The organism is Streptomyces sp. Ncost-T10-10d (genome assembly GCF_900091955.1).
Lineage (GTDB): Bacteria > Actinomycetota > Actinomycetes > Streptomycetales > Streptomycetaceae > Streptomyces.
Genome location: NZ_FMDF01000035.1, coordinates 24,683 through 43,644, shown reverse-complemented (window position 1 = coordinate 43,644; position 18,962 = coordinate 24,683). Strand labels below are relative to the sequence as shown.

Sequence of the window (18,962 nt, the reverse complement as noted above, 5' to 3'; positions counted from 1 at the left end):
GCGCGGTGGGCGGAGCCTGATGGGGGTGAATCCGTGTCGGACTCGGACGCCGGTGCACCGGGCCCCGGGTCGACTCCGGTCGACGGCATGGCGGCGGCGGTCCTCCACACGCTGTTCGCCCAGTCCGCGGTGGGCCTGCACGTTCTGGACACGCAGTTGAGGGTGGTACGGGCGAACCCCCTTTCCGACGTCGTCCCCGCCGAGCTCCTTGCGGGGCGTCACTTCACCGACGCGTACCACCTCGAAGAACCGGACAAAGCGGAGCGGTTGCTGCGCGGAGTGCTCGACACCGGCGTGGCCTTGCGCGACGAAGTGATCCGCGGCCGGCTCCAGGACGCCCCCGGCCCCAGTCGCAGCCTGAGGGTGTCCGTCTACCGTCTGGACGATGCGGACGGTCGCACCCTCGGGCTGCTGGCTGCGGTCGTCGATGTCAACGAGCAGGAGAAGGCGCGCGTCCGGGCGGCGTGTCTCGCCGCGGTGCGCACACGGGTGGGCAGGTCACTCGATGTGGCGGCCACCTGCGAGGGGCTCGTCGCAGCCGTCGTTCCGGTGTTCGCCGACATCGCCGTGGTCGAGGTGGTGGAAGAGGTCCTGCGCGGTACGGATCCGCCGACCGGACCGCTGGGGCACGATGTCCCACTGCGCCGCGCGGCAGTCCGGGGCCCCGGCGCCGCCGGTCACCGGGACGGCCTGGTCGGAGAGATGCGCAGGCTGCCCGCCCGTACCCCCTATGCTCTGGCCGCGTCGGATCTCCGGCCCCGTCTCGTCCAGATCGGTCCCCGGACACCGTGGTTCGACGCGGACCCCGACAGCGCCCGGATGATCGAAGCCACCCGGGCCCACTCCCTGATCGTGGTCCCGCTGAAGCTGCACGGCACGGTCCTCGGTCTGGTGAGTCTCTACCGGCGTCCGGGGACGGAGCCCTATGAGGAGAACGATGTCCCGCTCGCTCTGACCGCAGCCGCTCATGTCGCACTGAGCGTCGACAACGCACGCCGCTACGAGCGCGACCACGTGATCGCGTCGACGGTCCAGCGCCGCCTCCTCCCCCAGCACGACGGTGGCCGGATCGCCGTGGAGACAGCACACGTCCTGCTGCCCGGGCACAACAGCGGCTGCTGGTTCGACACCATCGGCCTCTCCGGCGCGCGCACTGCTCTGATCATCGGCAACGTCGAGGGTCCGGGCCTCCAGGCGGCCATCACCATGGGGCAGTTGCGGACCGTCATCCACGCGCTGGCCGGTCTCGACCTGGAGCCGGACGAAGTGCTTGCCCGGCTGAGCGACACCGCCGGCCGCCTGGCCGTCGAACGGGCATCGCTTCCGCCCGGCGACCGGCACCGGGAATCGCCCGAGGCGACCTGCATGTACGCGGTCTACGACCCGTTCTCCCGCACCTGCACCATCGCACGGGCGGGGCATCCGACGCCGGTTCTCGTCACGCCCGACGGCACCGCGACCACCCTGGACGTACCCGAAGGGCCCTCGCTCTTCTCCACCGACAGTTCGCCGTTCGCCACCGCCGCCTTCGAGCTCGACGAAGGCAGCGTTCTGGCGTTCTTCACCGGCACCCTCCTGACCGGCCACGGGTCCGCGAAGCGGGTACAGGAAGCGCTCGTGCAGCCCGGCCGGAGTCTGCAGGACCTGTGCGACGACATCGTCTACACCCTTCCGGCCGAGCACTGTCCCGAAGGCGCCGCCCTTCTCCTCGCACGTACCGGCGTCGTCCCGGCCGAACGGGTCGCGACCTGGGAGTTGGCCCACGACCGGACCACGCCCGCCATCGCCCGTACGCTCGTGCGCGACCGGCTCGACGGCTGGAACCTCGACGAGGAGACGACCGAGGCGACCGAACTCATCGTGAGCGAACTGATCACCAACGCCGTCCGCTACGGCACCCCTCCGTTGCAACTGCGGCTGATCCTTGGCCGCTCGCTCACCTGCGAGGTGCACGACAGCAGTCGGGTGTCACCCCATCTGCGCCATGCGCGCACCGTCGACGAGGGCGGACGCGGACTGTTCATCGTCTCCCAGCTCGCCGCCCACTGGGGCACCCGGTACAGCAGCGACGGCAAGGCCCTGTGGACCGAGCAGGAGATCCCGTCCGTGGCGGATGAGTCCTGACCTCGGCGTGCGGCACCCGCTGCGCATGGCCGCCTTCCTCGTGGCGGCCCTGTGCACGCTGGTGACATCGGGTGTCACCAGGAATCTCCTCGCGCGGCTGCCGGTCGCCGAGGCGATGGTGACCGATCGACGCGAGCAGGGTCAACGCCCGTGACCGGGTGCTCGACCGTGCGCACCGGTGCGAGCAGCAGCGGGGCAGTCCGGTGAATTTCGCCGCCGTCGACCACACAACGATCGGAGACGTCCACGGGGCGGTCGACGCGCTCAATGCGGAGCGCCCCGCTCGGCGGTCCGGCGATCACTGACAAGTGCGGCGCCCCGCGGCCGGGTCGGCCGCGGGGCGCCGCGATCAGGGTGGCGACGGCCGTTCCGGGGATGGGGAGCGGTCGCCGGTCGGGTCAGTCGCGACCGTCGCGGTGGTTACGGCCTCCACGGTCGTCGCGGCTGTCGTGGCCATTGCGGCCGTCGTGACCGTTGCGGCCGTCATGGCCATTGCGGCCGTCGTGACCGCGGTCACGGCCGTCGTGGTCACGGTCCCTGTCGCGGCCATCGCGGTCGCGGTCGTGGCGGTCCCGGTCGTGCCGGTCGCGGCCGTCACGGTCCCGGTCGTGGCGGTCCCGATCGTGCCGGTCCCGATCGTGCCGGTCGCGGCTGTCACGATCCCGGTCGTGCCGGTCCCGGTCGTGCCGGTCCCGGTCGTGCCGGTCCCGGTCGTGCCGGTCGCGGTCGCGGCGGTCGCGGCCATCGCGGTCCCGGTCGTGGCGGTCCCGGTCGCGGCCCCAGGACTTCGAGTCGATCCTGCGACCGTACGCGTCCCGCAGAATCGCCGTGTCGCTGGCGTCCCATACGTAGTTGCGGAGGTCCTGGTAGACGTCGCGGCTGGTGTCGCGGCCGACTCCGGTGTGCACACGCACCGAGGAACGGCCCGCGAGCCGCAGGTCGAACCGGTAGGTGCGGCGGCTCTCGTCGCTCAGGGTCCAGCCGCGGAGGTTGACCGAGTGACGGCCGGTGTTGGTGACGGTGACCCACTCACCGTTGAGGCTCCGGTTGGAGCCATCGTCGTAGCCGGGACTGTTGTACTGGATCGCACCCAGGACCACGGCCGAACGCGGGTCGGTCCAGGTGTGGCCGTGACCGATCCCGTGGTCGTGTTCGTCTGCGATCGCCGGCAGTGCGGCGGCGGCCACCAGTGCGCCGGAGGCGAGTACGGCAGCGGTGAACCGCCGTGCGGAACGGGACATGAAGACCCCTCAGATGCGGGCCCGGACCGCGTGGTCCGAGCGTCTTTCGGACTCGGCCTGTTGCCGAGAACGCACACTGTGGCCCGATTGCCCGAGTCACGAAAGACGCACCGATACGTGTTACGAAGTACGGACATTTCCGTCACACGCGTCTGTAACCGGCACGCATCCAACCCTCCGAGTACCTGTCAACCCCTGCCTGCTGCACCCATCCGCGCGGCACCGAACCGACGCAGCCGGTGGCCGCATCCCATACCCGGCGCGCGCCCACGCACCCCCCGCGCGACCGGTGCGGGAATTCCGTAACAGCCACCATCCATACAGCCTTGAACACCCATTCCCTTACCCGAGGAAAGAAGAACGACAGTTCTACTGCGGAGCCATTGCACCGCGAGAACAACAGTGATTGAGTGACAAATGAAGATATGAATCGAGGTTCAGAACATCGCGGCACGCCCGCGCCGAGCCGGCCATCGCCGCGGGTATCGCCGCAGGTGAACTGCCTGCGGCACACGCACAGCTGTCGGCCGCCGCTGTGATCGCGACGGCACCTGAGCGCGAGCCGCACACCGCCGCACCCACTCCCCCGCCGCCCCGCCCATCGACCAGGACAGGAACCCGCGATGACCGTCAGCCCGCACCGGACCGACGTTCGGCCCGAGGCCCCCGCGCCGCGCCCCACCCATGAGGTCACCAACCAGGCGCCGCCCAGGACCGGCCTCGACGAGTACGGCACCAACCTGCCGCTCGCACAGGCCGTCCGGACGTTCGGCGCGGCCTGGCACGAGCCGGAACTGCACGCCATCGGCACCCTGGTCGGTTCCGAGCGGTTCCAGATCAGTGCGGAGCTCGCCCACACCTCCCCGCCCGTCCTGCGCACCCATGACCGTTACGGCAACCGCGTCGACGAGATCGACTTCCACCCCGCGTACCACGAGGTCATCGGCGCGGCAGTGAGTCATGGCACGCACACCGCGGGCTGGGCCGACCCGAAGCCCGGAGCAGCGGTGGCGCGGGCGGCCTCGTTCATGCTGTTCGCCCAGATCGAGCCCGGCCACGCCTGCCCGATGTCCATGTCGCATGCCGTGGTCCCGGTCCTGCAGCGTGATCCGGACGTGGGACGGGACTGGCTGCCCGGACTGCTCAGCCGTTCCTACGACCCCCGGCTGATCGCTCCCGGCAGCAAGTCCGGGCTGACCTTCGGCATGGGGATGACGGAGAAGCAGGGCGGCTCCGACGTCCGCGCCAACACCACACGCGCCGTCCCGCTGGCCTCCGACCCCGAGGGGCGGGCGCATCTGCTCACCGGCCACAAGTGGTTCCTCTCGGCCCCGCAGTCGGACGCCTTCCTGGTCCTGGCCCAGGCCGGGGCCGGGCTCACCTGTTTCCTCGTACCGCGGGTACTGGCCGACGGCACCCGTAACACCGTCCGCATCCAGCGGCTGAAGAACAAGCTCGGCAACAAGTCGAACGCCTCCTCCGAGGTGGAGTTCGACGGCACCTGGGCGGTACGGGTCGGCGAGCCCGGCCGTGGCGTCCCCACGATCATCGAGATGGTCAACCACACCCGGCTCGACTGTGTGCTCGGCACCACCGCCGGCATGCGCCAGTCGGTGTCCGAGGCGATCTGGCACGCGCACCATCGCAGCGCGTTCGGTGCCCAGCTGGTCGACCAGCCGGCGATGACGGCGGTCCTTGCCGATCTGGCGCTGGAGACGGAGGCCGCGACCTGGACCTCGCTGCGTCTGGCCCATGCGTACGAGGCCGACAGCGGCGAGTCCGAGGCGATGTTCCGGCGGCTGGCCACCGCGGTGTCCAAGTACTGGATCTGCAAGCGCGGCCCGCACCACGCCTACGAGGCACTGGAGTGTCTGGGCGGCAACGGCTACACCGAGGACTGGCCGCTGGCCCGGCGCTACCGCGAGCAGCCGGTGATGGCGGTGTGGGAGGGCTCCGGAAACGTCATCGCGCTCGATGTGCTGCGGGGCATCGCCAGGACCCCGCAGTCGCTGGACGCGTTCTGGGCCGAGCTGGAGACCACGGCCGGTGCCAGTTCCGTACTGGACGCACACATCCGTCGGGTACGCCAGGAGCTGGCCGAGGACCTGCGCGACCCGCTGGCTGCGCAGACCCGCGCCCGGGCGACCGTCGAGGGCATGGCGCTGGCTCTGCAGTCCTCGCTGATGCTGCGTCACGCTCCCGCGGCGACGGCCGAAGCGTTCGTCGCCGCCCGGCTCGGCGAGGTCCGTGGTCATCAGTACGGCATCCTGCCGCGCGGCACCGATGCCGCCGCGATCGTGGAGCGGCACTTCGGCGGGACGATCTGAGGCCGTCGCCGCGTCTCCCGGTGCGGCGACGACGTGTGGGCAGGGCCGAAGAGAGACCCCGCCCGCCCGTCGTCGTGCGGCGTATCCGCCGGCATGGGCGTTGGGTTGGCTCCCATGGAGTCGGGACCCCGCACGCTGTGGCTGCGCACCGAACCCCTTCACTCAGTGATCTACTTCGACGAGGAGTGCCGGGGCATCGGCCGGTCCGTGGGCCTCAAGGGTTTCTGGATGGGCTACTTCGACACCCGTACGGCCCCATGGGGCCGGTCCTCCTCGAGACCGCGACGCTCGTTCTCGCCGCCGCCACCGACCGTGTTCCGCGCGAGGGCATCCAGCTCGACCGGGGCTGGAGCGACATGGCTCCCCCCTGGACCCGGCATTGTGGCTTCGGCCTCTTCCATGCGCAAAACTACGGCTCTCCCGGCAGGCGCCCGCTGTGACACGACCGGCACACTCCGCCGCAGCGGCAACGGCTGCCGCCGGCCGCGGCGGATTGCGTACCGCCGGCCGCGGAACCAGCAGTGGCCGGTGCTGTCGTGGACGGTTCTTCCGTGGCCGACAGCTTGTGCGACAGGCAGTCGGCGAACCGGCCGATGAGTTTGTCGCTCACATCGGCCATGACCCCGCGGCCGAACTGGGCCGGCCGCCCGGTGACGGTCCGGTCAGTGGTCACGGCGACGGTCGTCCCTCCGTCGTGATCGGCCAGCGTGCCGGTCACCGTGGCGCTCGCCGTGCCCTGGCCCCGTACTTCGTTGCCCCGGGCGGACAGGACCACGCGGTGGGCAGACTCGTCCTTCTCCAGGAAGGTCGCCGTGCCCCGGTACGTCACGGTGATCGGTCCCACCCGCACCTTCACGGAGCCCTTGATGGTGTCGCCGTCGAACTCCTCCACGGTCGCACCCGGCATGCAGTGCGAGACGCGTTCGATGTCGAGGAGCGCCCGCCATGCCTCGTCGGCCGGGACCGGCACGGTGAATGAGTTCTGCAGCTGCATGGTCTGCTCCTCACACGAATCACAGGGTCACGAATCACAGGGTCGCGAAGTCATACGGATCTCAGCCGCGGCGGATGGATCGCCCCGACCGTGTCCGCGAGCGGGCTGCCGGTGCCGCCCCAGCGCAGTGCGATGATCTCCGCCGCGATCGAGACGGCCACCTCCTCGGGGGTACGCGCGCCGAGGTCGAGGCCGATGGGCGAGCGCAGCCGGGCCAGTTCCGCTTCGCCGAGGCCGGTCTCGCGCAGCCGGGCCAGGCGGTCCTCGTGGGTCCGGCGGCTGCCCATCACGCCGATGTACGCGGCCGGGGTGCGCAGGGCCACCTCCAGCAGCGGGACGTCGAACTTCGGGTCGTGGGTGAGTACGCACATCACGGTCCGCTCGTCGATCTCCGTGTCGCTCAGGTACCGGTGCGGCCAGTCGACGACCACCTCCGCGCCGTCCGGGAAACGGCGGGGGTCGGCGAAGGCGGGGCGGGCGTCGCAGACGGTGACGCGGTAGCCGAGGAACGCACCGATCCGGGCCACCGCAGCAGCGAAGTCGATGGCGCCGAAGACCAGCATCCGGGGCGGCGGGGCGAACGACTGGAGGAACACGGTGACGTCGTCCTCACGCCGTTCGCCGTTGGGGCCGTAGTGCCGCAAGCCGGTTGCGCCCTGGGCGAGTTCTCCTCGCGCGTCGGCGGCGACGGCGGCATCGAGACCGCTCGCGCCCAACGATCCGGAGACGGTGTCCGGCCAGACGGCGAGGGCGGCGCCGCGCGGGGCGGGGCCGTCGGTCACGGTGGCGATCACCACCGGGCGGTGCTCGGCGACCGATGCGGCGACCTCACCGAAGGAGGTGTCGTGCACCGCCGTAACAGGACGCACGAGGAGCGTGATCTCGCCGCCGCAGGTGAGGCCGACGGCGAAGGCGTCCTCGTCGCTGTAGCCGAAGGTCTGGAGCTGGGCCCGGCCCGTTTCCACGACCTCCTTGGCCAGTTCGAAGACCGCGCCCTCGACGCAGCCGCCGGAGACGCTGCCCACGACCTCGTCGTCCGGGCCCACAGCCATCGCCGCGCCGGGGCCGCGCGGTGCGCTGCGGCTGACCGCGACGACGGTGGCGAGCCCGAACGGTTCCCCGGCGGTGTACCAGCGGCTGAGCGCCGGAAGGATCTCACGCATCGGCGGCCGCACCCCGCACCACGGCCGCCGGCCGCTCCAGGGCGGCCAGGCTGTGCCCTTCGACGAAGGAGTCCATGTGCGGCAGCGCCGCCGCCATACCCGCCGCGAGCGGTGCGTAACCCGGGTGTGCCTTGCGAGGGTTGGCCCACACCACGCGGTGCGCCAGCCGGTGCAGTCGGCGCAGTTCGCCCGGTCCGCCCTCCGGCCCGCCCGCTCCGTTCCCCCGTTCGCCGGCCTCGTCACCTGTCACTCCATCCCGGCCGCGGCCAGCACCGCACGCCGGGTCAGCACCCGTACGAGGTGTTCGCGGTACTCGGGCGAGGCCGACAGGTCCGAAGCTGGGCGAGTGCCCTCGGCCGCGGCTTCGGCGGCCCGCGCCACGGCGGCCGGTCCGGCCTCCGCGCCGGTGAGCGCCTGCTCGGTGGCGCTCGCGCGCAGTGGCGTGGTGCCCATGTTGGTCAGGCCGATGCGGGCCTCGGCGATGTGGTCGTCGTCACGTCGTACGAGCGCCGCGATACCGACGACCGCCCAGCCCTGGGCGAGCAGATCCCTGGCCGTCATGATCACGCCTGGGATGCAGTAGCCGCACTGAAGCGCGTGCTGTTCGTGGAAGGCGGTCTGCAGCGGCGTCCACTCGCCGTCGGGGGCGAGCCCCTGGACGGTGGTCACTTCGCCGCCGTCGGCCTGCACGGCCAGTACGGAACAGCTCTTGACGCTGTCGCCGTCGAGTTCGACGGTGCATGCCCCGCAGTTGCTGGTGTCACAGCCGACGGGTGTACCGGTGAGCCCCAGGTGGTCGCGGAGGTAGTGAACCAGCAGCAGGCCGGGCTCGACCTCGTCCTCGTACCTCGTGCCGTCCACCGTCATCGAGATGCGGGTCATATGCCCTCCCCAGGGCTCAGGCCGTGGTGTCGGACCATGCGTACGGCGGTGCGACGGGCCCGCTGGCGGGTCCGGCTCCGACCGTTTCCAGTTCATGGTCGGCGGCCTTCATCAACTGCGCGGCGATGTCCTTCATGGCGCGGCTCGCCGCGAGTTCGTCGCCGATGACGGGAACATCCACGTCCTGCGGGTTGCAGCGGGCGACCCCATGTCCGATGAGCTTTGCGGAGCCGGTGTCCAGTACCGCCTCGGCCCTGGTCGTACCGTCCTCCTCGGACAGACCGACGCGGACCTGCCACTCCAGCGTGCGAGTCATCGAGCACCTCCTGCGACTGCGCCCGGCCTCGGTCCGCCGCCACGACGCGGTCCTGTCATCAGGATCCACCCGGCCGGACCCGTTCGCGCGTTCCGGCTCGTCCTGCGGGGATCACACCGCCGAAATAGGATGCGTGGAGTCACTTCGACCGAGTGCGGAGCGGCCCATGAACCGGCATCGTTCCCGTTCGGCGAGCGCCGGCGAACTGCTCATCACTCTGCGACAGCTCACCTCACGGGCACGCCGTGAGGTGAGCTGCATCAGGCGCGGGTGGAGCCGGCCGAGGCGCTGCACGACGAACTGCTCCCGAGCGGATTCCGGCCGGTCCGGACGGCATGGTGCTCGGCCGATGTGGTGAGCATCCGGCGCCGGGAAATGCGGCCCCCGGCCGTCCCGGTCCGAGGACGACCTCGACAGCCTCCGACCTCGCTCCCCCGAGTGGCGGGAACACCGCTGCGGAAGACCGCTCAACGAAGGAAGTGGCGCGCCAGGAAGTCGTTCCGGAACTTGCCCTCCGGGTCGAACCGGGCCGCCAGCCGCTCAAAATCGGCGTACTTCCCGTACAGCGTGCGCAGTGTCCCGGGGGTGGTGGTGAACACCTTTCCCCAGTGCGGCCGCGCACCGAACGGTGCCAGGGCCTCCTCGATCGCCCCGAGCACCGGTGTGACGGCGGCCGTGTCCGGCATCCAGGTGAAGTGAAAGGCCACCGAGTCCCGGCCGCCCGCCGGGCTCAGCCACAGATCGTCGCGGGCGACGGTGCGGATCTCGGTGATCTGCAGCAGTGGGGCGATCCGCTCCCGGAGCCGGCCCAGTGCCTCGTACGCCGCAGGCGCGTCCTGCCGGGCCACGAAGTACTCCGACTGCAGTTCGTCCCCGTTGCTGGGGGTGAACTCCAGACGGAAGTGCGGAAGGCGCCGGTGCCACGGTCCGGCAGCTCCCTGCTGGCGGGTGCAGTTCTCGGCCGGCATCCCGGCGATCGGATGGCGCGGCCCGTCCGCGAGCCGCGCGCCGAGCCACTCCTCGGGCGCCCGCTGCGGCCCGTCGGAACCCACCCGCCGCTTGAGCCACACCTGGTTGAGCGGCCCCTCACGCCAGTCGGTGAAGACACTGACGCTGTACGCGGCCGACATCACCTCGTCGAAACTGCCCGTGAGCCGGGACTCCGGCAGATCCTCGTAGACCCACTGCTGTACGTCGAAGGCGGGCACCACGTCCAGCGTCAGCGCGGTCACCACGCCCAGTGCGCCCATGGCCACCACGGCTCCGGGGAAATCCGCGTCGCCACGGCTCAGTGACACGTTCCGGCCGTCGGCCGTGACCATGTCCAGCGCCCGGACGGCCCCCGCAATGGAACTGTTACCGACTCCCGAACCGTGGGTTCCGGTCGCGCAGGCCCCGGCGACCGAGATGTGCGGCAGCGAACCGAGGTTGTGCAGCGCGTACCCGTTCTCGTGCAGTACGTCGGCGAACTCCCCGAAGCGCAGGCCCGCGGCGACAGTGACCGCCCCTGCCTCCCGGTCGATCTCGACCCTGCTGGGCAGCCCGGCCACCGACACCAGATCGCCGCGGGTGTCGGCGACGGTGTTGAACGAGTGCCGGGTGCCGAGCGCGTGTACCGCGGTCGAGGCGGACACCGTCTCCCGCAGCTCGGCCTCGGAGCGGGGCACACCCAGGCGTCGCGCCCCGAACGTGATGTTTCCGGCCCAGTTCTTCTCCGCGGGAGTCACCGCACGTCCCCACTTTCGCTCATGGCCGGGTGTCGTGATCCCGGCGGTGCATCCTCCCAGACAAACCTGTTGGTGGAGCCACGCAACTGGTGACGTACATGTCCGCACACTGTCTGATTCCGGCACCTTCCAAATGCGAACAGTCGCCCACAGACCAAGAGATCCAGCCCGGAACGGGACGAGTTCCGAGCCAGTGCGCATGTCTGAACTTCACTGGAACTCCAGCGAAATGGCACGTGTGTGGATATCGTGCAGCGAGCGAGGGCGCATCCGTCAGTCCATGGGATCGGCGGATGCGTCCCGTTTGTGGCGATGCAACTGTGACTGGGGGGTTCATGGGGCATGTCGAGCTACCCGATTCGGACAGATCAGGACCCGTGGGACTGGCGGGGGCGCCTCGTCCACGGACTGCTTCAAATCGGCCTCGCAGCAAGGAACTCGACGATCTGTGGAGGGCGTCGGCCGTACAGCGCGAACGTTCAGGACCGGCCGCGACGAGGAGAAGGACGGGCCGGTGTCTGCCGGTCGTCATCGGGGCCGAACTTGTCGGCCTGGGGATTCCGGCATGGCTCGTGCTGGCGGCAGGAGAACAGGAGCGGGCCGCGGTCGCCGCGGCGTTGGCCGCGCTTGCGTGGTCCGGTGTGCGGGCCGCGCGCGGCCGGTACGCGGACCGGCCGCCGGGCGATCCGCCGGGGGTGCTGAGCACGACGGGCGACTGGCTGCTGCTCATCGGCGTACTCGCCGTGCTGAGGACCATGACCGGTGATTCGGCCGATCCTGCGACAGCGGTCGTGGCCCTGCTGCCCGGCCTGCTCGTGGGCATTGCGATATGGGGGGTGCGGCAGTTGCCCTGGCCGGGGCGGCAGCAGCGGGCGGTCCGGCGGGTACTGGTGGTCGGTGAGGCTCCAGGGGTGGAACGCGCGGTGCAGCTGCTCGGTTCCCGTGCGGACCATCCGTATGCGGTCGTGGCCGCCATACCGGTGGGGAGCACACCGCTGGACTGCGAGGTTCAGGTGCCGGGCCGGCTCGCACCGGCACCGGCCGACGACGATGCGTCGACCGTGCTGGGCGGAGCTTTCGCCCATGACGCGGACCTGGCTCTGGTGGTGCCCGGGCCGCAGCTCTCCGAGGAGCGGCTGCGCCGGCTCTTCTGGGCACTGCACGACGGCGGGCTTCCGCTGTCCGTGCTGTCGGAGCTCTCGGGCATCGCGGCCGGCCGGGTACGGCCGTCCGCAGCGGCCGGGCTGACCCTGCTGCACATCGCGCCGCCGCTGCGCCGGGGACCGCAGATGGCCCTGAAGGCCGTGGTGGACCGTACCGGCGCCGCACTCGGTCTGCTGGTTCTGGCACCCCTGTTGCTCCTGATCGGGGCGGCGGTTCGGCTCGGCTCGAACGGGCCGGTCTTCCACCGCCAGATCCGCCACGGGCAGCACAACCGGCCGTTCACCATGTGGAAGTTCCGGACGATGGTGGTGGACGCCGAGAGCCACAAGGCGCAGCTGGTCACGGCGAACGAGAACGACGGACCGATGTTCAAGATGCGCTGTGACCCCCGGGTGACCGGGATCGGCCGTCTGCTGCGCCGGACCTCTCTCGACGAGCTGCCGCAACTGCTCAATGTGCTCCGGGGCGACATGTCACTGGTCGGTCCACGGCCTCCACTGCCGGATGAGGTGTCCCGCTACGACGAACGTGAGCTCCGGAGGCTCGCGGTCAGGCCGGGGCTGACCGGCCTGTGGCAGGTCAGCGGGCGCTCGGACCTGTCCTGGCAGGAGACCGTCTCGCTCGACCTGTGGTACGTCGACAACTGGTCGGTGGCCACGGACATGGGACTCATGGCCCGTACGCTGCGCGCCGTCACCGACGGCCGCGGGGCGTACTGAGTGCGGCGGCCGTCGATGCGAAGAGTGCGAAACCCCCGGCCGTGCGGGGGCGGAGGGACGGCCGGCCGTCGCGTTGCGGCGGCCGGCCCGTGCCGGTCGGCCCGTCGGGTCCGCTCAGGGCTGAGCGGTCTGCCGCTCCAGCCACCATGCGTAGGTACGGGCGATCCCGTCGCGCAATGGAATCTGCGGTGCGAAGCCGAGGGAGGTGAGCCGCGAGACGTCGAGCAGCTTGCGCGGGGTGCCGTCGGGCTTCGACGTGTCCCACTCGACACGCCCCCGGTACTCCGTCACATCCTGCACTGTTTCGGCGAGTTCACGGATCGTCAGGTCCTCGCCGCAGCCGACGTTGACGGGCTCGTCACCGTCGTAGCACTCCAGCAGCAGGAGGCACGCGGCGGCCAGATCGTCGACGTGCAGGAATTCGCGGCGCGGGCTGCCGGAGCCCCAGAGCGTGACCGCGGGCGACCCGTCGCGTCGCGCCTCGTGGAAGCGGCGGATCAGCGCGGGCAGGACATGCGAGGTCTCCAGGTCGAAGTTGTCACCCGGACCGTAGAGGTTGGTGGGCATGGCGCTGATGTACGAGGCGCCGTACTGCCGGCGGTAGGACCGGGTCTGCACGATTCCGGCGATCTTGGCCAGTGCGTATGCCTCGTTCGTCGGCTCCAACGGGCCGGTGAGCAGGGCGCTTTCGGGAATCGGCTGCGGAGCGCGCTGGGGGTAGATGCAGGACGAGCCGAGGAAGAGCAGCCGGTCGACCCCGGCGGCATGTGCTCCGGCGATGACGCTCAGCTGGATGCGCAGATTGTCTTCGAGGAACTGCACCGGATACGTGTGGTTGGCCATGATCCCGCCGACCTTGGCGGCGGCCAGGACCACTGCGTCCGGACGGACCTCGCGGAGAAACGCCTCGGTCCGCGCGGCGTCCCGCAGATCGAGATGATCGCGATCGCGGGTGATCACCTCGTGTCCGGCGGCGGCGAGGCGGCGTTCCACCGCCGAACCGACCAGACCGCGGTGGCCCGCGACGAATATGCGGGCGCCGGGTCGTAGGAGGGGGCGGACGGATTCCTGGGGAGGGCCGGGGAGATCAGTCGTCATGGCTCGGATTGTGCCAGCAGTCGCAGGCCGCGGTGACATTTTGCCGCAGATCGCTCAATTCCGATATTTCGGCGAGAACCAACAGCCTTTCAGGCGAACACAGAGGGGGGAGTCGTGGCGAAGACCGCGCTCATCACCGGCGTGACCGGGCAGGACGGTTCGTACCTGTCCGAGCTGCTGCTCGACAAGGGGTACACGGTCCATGGACTGATACGCCGCTCGTCGAGCTTCAATACCGAGCGGATCGACCACATCTACCAGGGACCGGAGGAAGAGAACCGTTCGTTCGTCCTGCATCACGCCGACCTCGCCGACGGGGTCGCGCTGGTGAATCTGCTGCGCGACATCCGGCCGGACGAGGTCTACAACCTGGGTGCGCAGTCGCACGTCCGCGTCTCGTTCGACGCTCCGCTGTACACCGGTGACATCACCGGTCTCGGCACCATCCGGCTGCTGGAGGCCGTCCGCGCGAGCGGTATCGACACCCGTATCTATCAGGCGTCCTCGTCGGAGATGTTCGGGGCCACCCCTCCGCCGCAGAACGAGAAGACCCCCTTCCATCCGCGGAGCCCGTACAGCGTCGCCAAGGTCTATTCGTACTGGGCGACCGTCAACTACCGCGAGGCTTACGGGATGTTCGCGGTCAACGGGATTCTCTTCAACCACGAGTCCCCGCGCCGCGGTGAGACGTTCGTGACCCGGAAGATCACTCGTGGGGTGGCCAGGATCAGGGCCGGCCTGCAGACCCACCTCCACCTGGGCAATCTCGATGCCGTACGCGACTGGGGCTACGCCCCCGAGTACGTCGACGCGATGTGGCGCATGCTGCAGTGCGACAACCCGGACGACTACGTGGTGGCCACCGGCGAGGGCGTGAGCGTCCGGCAGTTCCTGGAGTACGCCTTCGCGCATGCCGGCCTGGACTGGCGGGAGCACGTCCGCTACGACGCCAAGTACGAGCGGCCCAGCGAGGTCGACGCGCTGATCGGTGATGCCGCCAAGGCCGAGGAACTGCTCGGCTGGAAACCGGCCGTGAAATCGCAGGAACTCGCCAGGATCATGGTCGAGGCGGACATCCGTCAGCTGTCCGACCAACTCGCCGGAGCGGCTGTACGGGTGGACCGATGAGGGATCCGGGCACACCCGACAGCCGCACCGTCCTGCCGGTCACCGGTGTGTCCACCGGTCCGGCGATCACCCACAGCACCCGGCCGTCGCACCCCACGACCGTGCCGGGGACCACAACGGCCACGACCTCGCTCTCCACCGGCTGCCCGGTGGACCCGAGCGTGTCCGCACCGGTCCGGGCCCCGGGCCCGGACCACTCACTCGCCCTCGCCGGCAGCAGGACGGACAGTCTTCGCCGCCGGTCGGACGAGGCAGGAACCGCGGCCTTCCGGCCGCAGCTCGTTCTCACCTTCGGAGCTGAATGATGAACGGAAGTACGGGGCGCAGACCCATCGGACGCGGCAGGGCACGTGCCGCGGCCGCCGCGCTCTGCCTGCTCGCCGGAGCCCTGACCGCCGCCGCGTCCGGGGGCTCCCCGGCCGCGGCCCTCACACCGCCGGTCTCCTTGACCGCGGACGACCTCACCACCTGGCAGACCAACGGCATCGTCTGGTCGATGGCCGCTTCGGACGCCGGTGTCGTGTACACCGGCGGGACCTTCTCCACCGTCCGGCCGCCGGACGCGGCCGCCGGAACCTCCGAACAGCCCGCGGTGAACTTCGCCGCGTTCGATGCGGCCACCGGTGCACCGACCGGCTGCAGTCTGTCGTTCACGCTCTCGTCGGGGACAGCGACCGTACGGGCTCTCGCGCTCTCCCCCGATCAGAAGACCTTGTACGTCGGCGGGCAGTTCGGGGCGGTGAGCGGGGTCGGAGTGAGCAATATCGCCGCGATCGACACCGCTACCTGCACCCCGCGCCAGGACTTCAAGGTCTCCGTCTCCGCGACGGTACGGGCGCTGGCCGTCACGGCCGACACCGTCTATCTGGGTGGTGATTTCAACACAGTGGCGGGGCAGACCCGGAACAAGTTCGCCGCGGTCACCACGGGGGCCGCGCTGAAGCCGTGGACGGCCAACACCGACGAGGTGGGGCGGGCGGTGGAGCTGACGCCCGATCGGAAGCACGTGCTGATCGGCGGTGACTTCTTCACCGTCAACGGCACCACCTCGCACGCACTGGCCGTCGTGGACGCCACGACCGGGGCCGTCGCCAAGAGCTACCCGGCCGGCTTCATTCCGAACACCTCCACGGTGCAGGACCTGACCACGGACGCCACCGGCTTCTACACCGCCAACGAGGGCACCGGAGGCGGTGTCTTCGACGGCCGGATCGCGCTGAACCTCAGCAACTTCGAGCAGCGCTGGCGGGACACCTGCCTGGGCGCCACCCAGGCCGTCCTCGTGCACAACGGCGTTCTGTACAGCGGCAGTCACGCGCACGACTGCGCCAGCATGGGTGAGTTCCCGGACCAGCCGCGCAAGCATCTGCTGGCCCAGTCCGTCGACGACCCGAAGCTGCTCCCCTGGTTCCCGGACACCAACGACGGCATCGGGGAGCCGGTCGGACCGCGGGTGATGGCGCAGACGGACAAGGGCGGCCATCACTACCTGTGGGTGGGCGGCGAGTTCACCACCGTCAACGGCTCCGCACAGCAGGGCCTCACCCGGTTCGCCGACGGCCCCGACACCGGGGCACCGTGGGTGCCGAACGTCAGTCTGTCCACCGTTGCCGCGGGCAAGGTGGAGGTCAATTGGCAGACGAGTTTCGACGCCGACGACGGTGAGCTCACCTATCGGATCTACAAGGACGGTGCGAGCACCCCCGTGTACACCACGACGGGGTATTCGCTGTTCTGGGACCGGCCACAGCTGAGGTGGACCGATACGGACGTGGCCGCGGGTGAGACCCACTCGTACCGGATCAGTGCGAGCGACGGCACCAACACCAGCGCCAAGTCGCCCGCCCTGTCCGCCACCGTGGCGGCAACCGCCGAGAAGTACCCCGCCAAGGTACTGGCGGACGGTGCTTCGCCCTACTGGCGGTACGACGAAGGCACCTCGACCTTCGCCTCGGACACCGGCAGCGGGCTGGACAACGGATTCCTGCGCAACTCGCCCGCCTACCGGCAGACTCCGGCCGCTGTGGCGGGCGCCTCGACCGCGATCGGCTTCAACGGTTCGAACCAGTACGCGTACAGCAACAAGCGTCATGCCCAGCCCACCAGGTTCTCGGTGGAGACCTGGATCAAGACGACGACCACGAGGGGAGGGAAGATCATCGGCTTCGGCAATGTGACCATGCAGAACAGCACCCAGTACGACAAGCATGTGTACATGCGCAATGACGGGCGGCTGAACTTCGGGGTCTACAGCGGCGGCACCAGGACCATCACGACGCCTGCCGCCTACAACGACGGCGCCTGGCACCATGTCGTCGCCACACAGGGCACCGGCGGCATGGCGCTGTACGTGGACGGGCAACTCCGCGCCACCAACGCCCTCTACACCGGCAACGAGAACTACAGCGGCTTCTGGAGGGTGGGCGGGGACAACCTGAACAACTGGCCGAATCAGCCGACGAGCAACTTCTTCGCCGGGCAGATCGACGAGACCGCCGTCTACCCGACCGCGCTGAGCAGCTCGCAGGTCAGCGCCCACTACGCCCTGAGGACGGGTGGATGAGGTATCCGTTCCCGGCCCGCGCCGCCGTCGTCGTACTGACGGTGGCGCTGGCCGCCTGCGGCTCGTCCTCCGACGGGCACAAGGCTGCGAGCGAGGGAAGGCCATCGGCCACCCGGGCCCCTGTCACAGCTCCCTCGGCAGGTCCCGGCGCCGGCTCGCCCAGTGGCCCTTCGGCTCCGCGGACGAGCGAACCACCGAAACTGCCCACCGATGAACTCACCCCGGCCACCGGCTCCTTCAACAAGAAGCAGAAGGAGTATCTGGTCGACCGCGTACCCAAAGGCATGGACCCGGCTGCCGTGCTCCAGACCGGTCAGGAGACCTGCGACAAGCTGACGTACCTCGTGAAGGTCGACCGTGACACGGCGGTCGGGGCGATCGTGACGGGCGAGATCGCCGATGCGAAACCCGCCGTCGAGCACCTCTGCACCCAGCACGAAAAGCTGGTGCGGGAGGCCTCGCAGGGGTACGCGGACGGCACGTACAAGGACGAGCAGATCCGGCCCGGCCGCTACCACGACGTCACTCCCACCAAGAACTGCGCCTGGCAGATCACCGGGGCGAACGGCAAGAACCTGGTGTCGGGCTCCTCCGCCTCCGGGAAGCGGGCCGAGATCACCGTCCCGGAGGCGGCCCGCACGTTCACCTCCACAGGCTGCTACGCCTGGCTGCCCGAAGGAGACCATGGATGAGCAAGCTGCCGATAGCCGTGGCGATCCCCACGAAGAACGAGGGGCTGAACATCGCCGAGGCGGTGAAGTCGGTGCTCGGCCACTTCGAGGCGGTCGTCGTCGTCGACTCGCACAGTACGGACGACACGGCGAAGATCGCCGAGGAGTGCGGGGCCGAGGTGATGACGTACACCTGGGACGGCGGTCATCCGCGCAAGAAGCAGTGGTGCCTGGACCACGTCCGCACCGACCTGGACTGGGTTCTGCTGCTCGACGGGGACGAGCGGCTCAGCCCCGGTCTGCTGGCGGAGCTGCGGCAGATCTTCGCCGATCCCGGCGCGCCGAAGCCCGCGGCGTACGACATACCGCTGGGTTACTGGTTCTCCGGGAAGCGGCTGCGGCACGGGTACACCATCCGCAAGCGGTCACTGACCGACCGCACCCGCTGCCGGTACCCGGAGGTCGGGGATCTCGAAGCGCCGGGCATCGGCGAGGTCGAGGGCCACTACCAGCCGGTCGCCGAGTCGGCCGGCTCGCTCCGCAATCCGATCGAGCACCAGGACCTCGACCCGGTCACCGCCTGGTTCGAGCGGCACAACCGCTACTCGGACTGGGAGGCGTGGCTGGAGCACCACCCCGAGGTCAAGGAGCAGGTGCGGAGGGTGAAGTCACGCCAGGGGCAGCTGTTCCACAAGGCGCCCTTCAAGCCTCTGGTGTCGTTCGCGTACATGTATGTGTACCGACGGGGATTCCTCGACGGGCGGGCGGGCTTCGACTTCGCGCTGGCGATGAGTTTCTACCGCTGGCAGATCGCACTCAAGTCCCGTGAAGGGAAGGCGGTTTGA

The 18,962-nt window shown here is 69.9% G+C and carries 16 protein-coding genes and 2 pseudogenes; 10 read left to right on the top strand and 8 right to left on the bottom strand.

Annotated features, from left to right (window positions below; genetic code table 11):
- Window positions 1-87 precede the first annotated feature (87 nt).
- Window positions 88-2,124, top strand: coding sequence for a SpoIIE family protein phosphatase (locus GA0115254_RS03885; RefSeq protein WP_093893873.1), 2,037 nt, complete (start codon window positions 88-90; stop codon window positions 2,122-2,124).
- Window positions 2,114-2,278 carry a hypothetical protein gene (locus GA0115254_RS44180; protein ID WP_176739970.1) on the top strand — a complete coding sequence of 55 codons (165 nt, stop codon included), beginning with the start codon at window positions 2,114-2,116 and terminating at the stop codon, window positions 2,276-2,278. The genes GA0115254_RS03885 and GA0115254_RS44180 overlap by 11 nt, the downstream gene beginning before the upstream one ends.
- Window positions 2,279-2,897: 619 nt before the next feature.
- Here GA0115254_RS44180 and GA0115254_RS44175 read toward each other — a convergent pair.
- Window positions 2,898-3,365, bottom strand: a pseudogene (locus GA0115254_RS44175) (lamin tail domain-containing protein); the annotation flags it as partial.
- Window positions 3,366-3,988: 623 nt separating this feature from the next.
- Here GA0115254_RS44175 and GA0115254_RS03875 point away from each other — a divergent pair.
- Both GA0115254_RS03875 and GA0115254_RS47385 read left to right on the top strand, forming a co-directional pair.
- Window positions 3,989-5,692, top strand: coding sequence for an acyl-CoA dehydrogenase family protein (locus tag GA0115254_RS03875; RefSeq protein WP_093893850.1), 1,704 nt, complete (start codon window positions 3,989-3,991; stop codon window positions 5,690-5,692).
- 93 nt (window positions 5,693-5,785) lie between these two features.
- Window positions 5,786-5,953: pseudogene (locus tag GA0115254_RS47385) on the top strand (hypothetical protein); the annotation flags it as partial.
- Between the two features lie 148 nt (window positions 5,954-6,101).
- Here GA0115254_RS47385 and GA0115254_RS03870 read toward each other — a convergent pair.
- From GA0115254_RS03870 to GA0115254_RS03845, 6 genes are all read right to left on the bottom strand, one after another.
- On the bottom strand, window positions 6,102-6,686 hold the full coding sequence (locus GA0115254_RS03870) for an SRPBCC family protein (RefSeq protein WP_093893849.1): 585 nt from the start codon (window positions 6,684-6,686) through the stop codon (window positions 6,102-6,104).
- A gap of 50 nt (window positions 6,687-6,736) precedes the next feature.
- Window positions 6,737-7,849 carry an XdhC family protein gene (locus GA0115254_RS03865; protein ID WP_093893871.1) on the bottom strand — a complete coding sequence of 371 codons (1,113 nt, stop codon included), beginning with the start codon at window positions 7,847-7,849 and terminating at the stop codon, window positions 6,737-6,739.
- Window positions 7,842-8,099 (bottom strand): VWA domain-containing protein, encoded by a 258-nt coding sequence (locus GA0115254_RS03860; RefSeq protein ID WP_370740819.1) that lies wholly within the window; start codon window positions 8,097-8,099, stop codon window positions 7,842-7,844. Before GA0115254_RS03860 ends, GA0115254_RS03865 begins: the two co-directional genes overlap by 8 nt.
- Window positions 8,096-8,731 (bottom strand): 2Fe-2S iron-sulfur cluster-binding protein, encoded by a 636-nt coding sequence (locus GA0115254_RS03855; RefSeq protein WP_093893848.1) that lies wholly within the window; start codon window positions 8,729-8,731, stop codon window positions 8,096-8,098. Before GA0115254_RS03855 ends, GA0115254_RS03860 begins: the two co-directional genes overlap by 4 nt.
- 16 nt (window positions 8,732-8,747) lie before the next feature.
- Window positions 8,748-9,047: a DUF1876 domain-containing protein gene (locus tag GA0115254_RS03850; RefSeq protein ID WP_093893847.1), complete on the bottom strand. Its 300-nt coding sequence runs from the start codon at window positions 9,045-9,047 to the stop codon at window positions 8,748-8,750.
- 467 nt (window positions 9,048-9,514) lie between these two features.
- Window positions 9,515-10,774 carry a D-arabinono-1,4-lactone oxidase gene (locus GA0115254_RS03845; RefSeq protein ID WP_093893846.1) on the bottom strand — a complete coding sequence of 420 codons (1,260 nt, stop codon included), beginning with the start codon at window positions 10,772-10,774 and terminating at the stop codon, window positions 9,515-9,517.
- Between the two features lie 335 nt (window positions 10,775-11,109).
- Here GA0115254_RS03845 and GA0115254_RS03840 point away from each other — a divergent pair, with 335 nt between their 5' ends.
- Complete coding sequence (locus tag GA0115254_RS03840) at window positions 11,110-12,657, top strand: sugar transferase (RefSeq protein ID WP_093893845.1); 1,548 nt, start codon at window positions 11,110-11,112, stop codon at window positions 12,655-12,657.
- 114 nt (window positions 12,658-12,771) lie between these two features.
- Here the strand turns inward: GA0115254_RS03840 and GA0115254_RS03835 are convergent, their stop codons facing one another.
- The gene (locus tag GA0115254_RS03835) at window positions 12,772-13,755 is read right to left on the bottom strand and encodes a GDP-L-fucose synthase family protein (RefSeq protein ID WP_093893844.1); all 984 of its coding nucleotides are present in this window, start codon (window positions 13,753-13,755) and stop codon (window positions 12,772-12,774) included.
- Window positions 13,756-13,869: 114 nt separating this feature from the next.
- Between GA0115254_RS03835 and gmd the strand changes: the two genes are divergently transcribed.
- Genes gmd through GA0115254_RS03810 form a run of 5 tightly spaced genes read left to right on the top strand, consistent with a single transcriptional unit; the run spans window position 13,870 to window position 18,962 of the window.
- Window positions 13,870-14,883, top strand: a complete 1,014-nt coding sequence (gmd, locus tag GA0115254_RS03830; protein WP_093893843.1) for a GDP-mannose 4,6-dehydratase — start codon at window positions 13,870-13,872, stop codon at window positions 14,881-14,883.
- Window positions 14,880-15,188 carry a hypothetical protein gene (locus tag GA0115254_RS03825; RefSeq protein ID WP_093893842.1) on the top strand — a complete coding sequence of 103 codons (309 nt, stop codon included), beginning with the start codon at window positions 14,880-14,882 and terminating at the stop codon, window positions 15,186-15,188. The genes gmd and GA0115254_RS03825 overlap by 4 nt, the downstream gene beginning before the upstream one ends.
- Entirely contained in the window at window positions 15,185-17,446 is a 2,262-nt protein-coding gene (locus GA0115254_RS03820; RefSeq protein WP_093893841.1) for a LamG domain-containing protein, read from the top strand. Before GA0115254_RS03825 ends, GA0115254_RS03820 begins: the two co-directional genes overlap by 4 nt.
- Complete coding sequence (locus GA0115254_RS03815) at window positions 17,443-18,138, top strand: hypothetical protein (RefSeq protein ID WP_093893840.1); 696 nt, start codon at window positions 17,443-17,445, stop codon at window positions 18,136-18,138. The genes GA0115254_RS03820 and GA0115254_RS03815 overlap by 4 nt, the downstream gene beginning before the upstream one ends.
- The gene (locus tag GA0115254_RS03810) at window positions 18,135-18,962 is read left to right on the top strand and encodes a glycosyltransferase family 2 protein (RefSeq protein WP_093893839.1); all 828 of its coding nucleotides are present in this window, start codon (window positions 18,135-18,137) and stop codon (window positions 18,960-18,962) included. The genes GA0115254_RS03815 and GA0115254_RS03810 overlap by 4 nt, the downstream gene beginning before the upstream one ends.

Bases quoted from the DNA above. Each gene is read 5' to 3' on its own strand.
- GA0115254_RS44180 (WP_176739970.1), top strand. From the start codon at position 2,114: ATGAGTCCTGACCTCGGCGTGCGGCACCCGCTGCGCATGGCCGCCTTC.
- GA0115254_RS03865 (WP_093893871.1), bottom strand. From the start codon at position 7,849: ATGCGTGAGATCCTTCCGGCGCTCAGCCGCTGGTACACCGCCGGGGAA.
- GA0115254_RS03875 (WP_093893850.1), top strand. From the start codon at position 3,989: ATGACCGTCAGCCCGCACCGGACCGACGTTCGGCCCGAGGCCCCCGCG.
- GA0115254_RS03840 (WP_093893845.1), top strand. From the start codon at position 11,110: ATGGGGCATGTCGAGCTACCCGATTCGGACAGATCAGGACCCGTGGGA.
- GA0115254_RS03885 (WP_093893873.1), top strand. From the start codon at position 88: ATGGCGGCGGCGGTCCTCCACACGCTGTTCGCCCAGTCCGCGGTGGGC.
- GA0115254_RS03835 (WP_093893844.1), bottom strand. From the start codon at position 13,755: ATGACGACTGATCTCCCCGGCCCTCCCCAGGAATCCGTCCGCCCCCTC.
- GA0115254_RS03815 (WP_093893840.1), top strand. From the start codon at position 17,443: ATGAGGTATCCGTTCCCGGCCCGCGCCGCCGTCGTCGTACTGACGGTG.
- GA0115254_RS03855 (WP_093893848.1), bottom strand. From the start codon at position 8,731: ATGACCCGCATCTCGATGACGGTGGACGGCACGAGGTACGAGGACGAG.
- GA0115254_RS03850 (WP_093893847.1), bottom strand. From the start codon at position 9,047: ATGACTCGCACGCTGGAGTGGCAGGTCCGCGTCGGTCTGTCCGAGGAG.
- GA0115254_RS03810 (WP_093893839.1), top strand. From the start codon at position 18,135: ATGAGCAAGCTGCCGATAGCCGTGGCGATCCCCACGAAGAACGAGGGG.
- GA0115254_RS03820 (WP_093893841.1), top strand. From the start codon at position 15,185: ATGATGAACGGAAGTACGGGGCGCAGACCCATCGGACGCGGCAGGGCA.
- GA0115254_RS03825 (WP_093893842.1), top strand. From the start codon at position 14,880: ATGAGGGATCCGGGCACACCCGACAGCCGCACCGTCCTGCCGGTCACC.
- GA0115254_RS03870 (WP_093893849.1), bottom strand. From the start codon at position 6,686: ATGCAGCTGCAGAACTCATTCACCGTGCCGGTCCCGGCCGACGAGGCA.